This window comes from Phyllobacterium sp. P5_D12, assembly GCF_054049495.1.
Genome location: NZ_JBFUMG010000596.1, coordinates 1 through 2,575 on the forward strand (window position 1 = coordinate 1; position 2,575 = coordinate 2,575).

Consider the following 2,575-nt stretch of genomic DNA (forward strand, 5'->3'; position numbering starts at 1 on the left):
AGCGTCAACTGGTCATCGGCGGCGATTGCCATGCGCAATGCGCCATCGACATCGGACGCGGAGATGTCATGGCCTTTTTGCAAAAGTTCATAGAGCTGATCGAGCGTCCTGCGTGCCTGTTCCGTTGCGCCAGGCTCACCCCGAATGGCGAGCTGATTGCCTTTTGAGCGAACATCGACACCGAGCTTCTGCTCGATGCGGGCGAGATTTTCATCGAACTGGCCGAACAGCGCACTCGCCAGCCTGTTATTGTCAAATGTCAGTACGATATGCGCCAGATCTGAAGCTCCATGGGGGGTTCCCGAGGGAGCGGGTTTCAGTTTTTCGGTGGCGTTCAAACGGCTCTCCTGAATAAGTGTTCAGCCTTTTATATAATCCCATTGCTCGCCGAGTTCATCTCCCGAATGCCAATCAAACTGTTGGTCCCGGTGTCGATGATTCGTACACTGATAATGTCGCCGATTCTTCCCCCGTGTACATCGATAATTACAGGTTGTAACCAGGGAGATCTTCCGACCATCTGGCCAGGTACTCTGCCGGGCTTTTCGATGAGCACATCCATGCTCTTTCCTATAAGGCTGCGCTGGAACGCGTATTGTTGCTCACTGAGCAAAGCCTGTAGCCGCTGGAGCCTTTCGTCTTTTACGGTTTCGGCAACATGATTATCCATATCGGCGCCTGGCGTTCCTGGACGCGGCGAGTATTTGAACGAATAGGCTGCAGCATAGGTAGCATCGCGCACGATCTGCATCGTCGCCTCGAAATCTTCTTCCGTCTCGCCCGGAAATCCCACAATGAAGTCGCCAGACAGGGCGATATCGGAACGGGCAGTGCGAATGCGCTCGATCAAACGCAAATAGTCGGCGCTTGTGTGCTTGCGGTTCATGGCTTTCAGGATGCGATCGGAACCGGACTGAACGGGCAAATGCAGATAAGGCATCAGCATATCAAGATCGCGATGCGCGTTGATCAATGTATCATCCATATCGCGCGGATGACTGGTGACGTAACGAAGCCGCACGATGCCAGGGACTTCGGCCAAACGGTAAAGCAGTTTGCCCAAACCCCATTCGCGCCCGTCCGGACCCTCGCCGTGCCAGGCGTTGACGTTCTGACCGAGCAGGGTCAGCTCACGCACGCCCGCGTCGGCAAGCTTTTCGGCTTCTTTCAGAATTTGTGCGACGGGACGGGAAACTTCCGATCCACGGGTATAGGGAACCACGCAGAAGGTGCAGAATTTGTCGCAGCCTTCCTGCACTGTCAAAAACGCTGTCACGCCACGGCTTCTTGTCTGCTCCTTTGCAGGCGCAGGCAGATGCTCGAACTTGTCTTCTATCGCATATTCGGTCTCGACGACACGCTCGCCTTGGCGAACGCGGGCCAACGCCTGGGGCAGACGATGATACGTCTGGGGACCGACGACGAGATCCACCACCGGCGCCCGGCGCGTGATCTCATCGCCTTCTGCCTGCGCAACACAACCCGCAACACCGACAGTCAGTTCGCGACCCTCCTTTGCCCGCGCATCTTTCATCTTGCGCAGGCGGCCGAGAGCCGAATAGAGTTTTTCGGAAGCCTTTTCGCGAATATGGCAAGTGTTGATCAGCACGAGATCGGCATCGTCAGCGGTATCGGTCGGGCTATACCCTTCGGCGGCGAGGCTGTCGGTCATCCGCTGACTGTCATAGACGTTCATCTGGCAGCCATAGGTCTTCACATAGACCTTGCGTGTGTTCGCGAGGGCTGGCGAATGCGGAGCGGTGCCGGAAGCTTCGCCCGGCTCAGTATTGATATTCATGTCGTCCATTTGCAGGCTTCTAAAGCTTTTTGGCGTCGTTGAGAATAGCTGAGTCGCTTTCGGCGTCCGGATTGACAAAATCACGTCCCATCACCGAAGAGCGCACCATTGCGCGGACACGCTCTTCCATCGTCCGTGCTAAAGCCTTGCGGTCACTTTTCCTGTCGATGACGACTGGTTCGCCAAACCAGACATCGACATCGATAGCACCATCTTTGAGAAGGCCAATCAAACTTGGGCCGAGGGGTACATCACCCGGCCAGGCAACAAGCGGTCTATGCGACCGCCCCATTGGTATGCCATGAACTCGTGTATAGGCGATCGCCACCGGTTGTACCGTAACCGTTTCCGCACCCGCATCGCGAATTGCCACCTGTGCGGCGCCAAAGAGAGATGTCTTGAATGGAAGGACGCGGTTGCCGTCGGAGGTTGTTCCCTCGGCAAACAATACCATGGCGTCGCCTCCGGCGAGCCGGGTTGCGATTTCACTGGCTTGATGATGCGTCTTGCCGCGCTTTTCCCGCTCGATGAACACCGTCCGCTGCAGCTTGGCCAGCATACCAAACAGCGGCCAGTTCGCCACTTCCGCCTTGGCGATAAAAGCCATCTCGTGCAGAGAGCCGAGAATGACGATATCCGTCCACGAGGAATGATTGGCCGTCAACAGAAGGGGCCGTCCCTTTGCCATCTCGCCATGGATATGAACTCGAAAACCAAGGAGACGTCGCACGATCCGATGAAACAGGATTGGCGTCGTGGTACGCGGTCGCCACCCGG

General features: G+C 56.5%; 2 protein-coding genes and 1 pseudogene. All 3 read right to left on the bottom strand.

Going from position 1 to position 2,575, the window contains the following annotated elements:
- Window positions 1-338: pseudogene (locus ACXJ5O_RS23990) on the bottom strand (PhoH family protein); the annotation flags it as partial.
- Between the two features lie 29 nt (window positions 339-367).
- Window positions 368-1,807 (bottom strand): tRNA (N6-isopentenyl adenosine(37)-C2)-methylthiotransferase MiaB, encoded by a 1,440-nt coding sequence (gene miaB, locus ACXJ5O_RS23995; RefSeq protein ID WP_457302092.1) that lies wholly within the window; start codon window positions 1,805-1,807, stop codon window positions 368-370.
- A 10-nt stretch (window positions 1,808-1,817) separates the two neighbouring features.
- The coding region (gene olsA, locus ACXJ5O_RS24000; RefSeq protein WP_457302093.1) for a lyso-ornithine lipid O-acyltransferase at window positions 1,818-2,575 on the bottom strand (758 nt) is incomplete at its 5' end.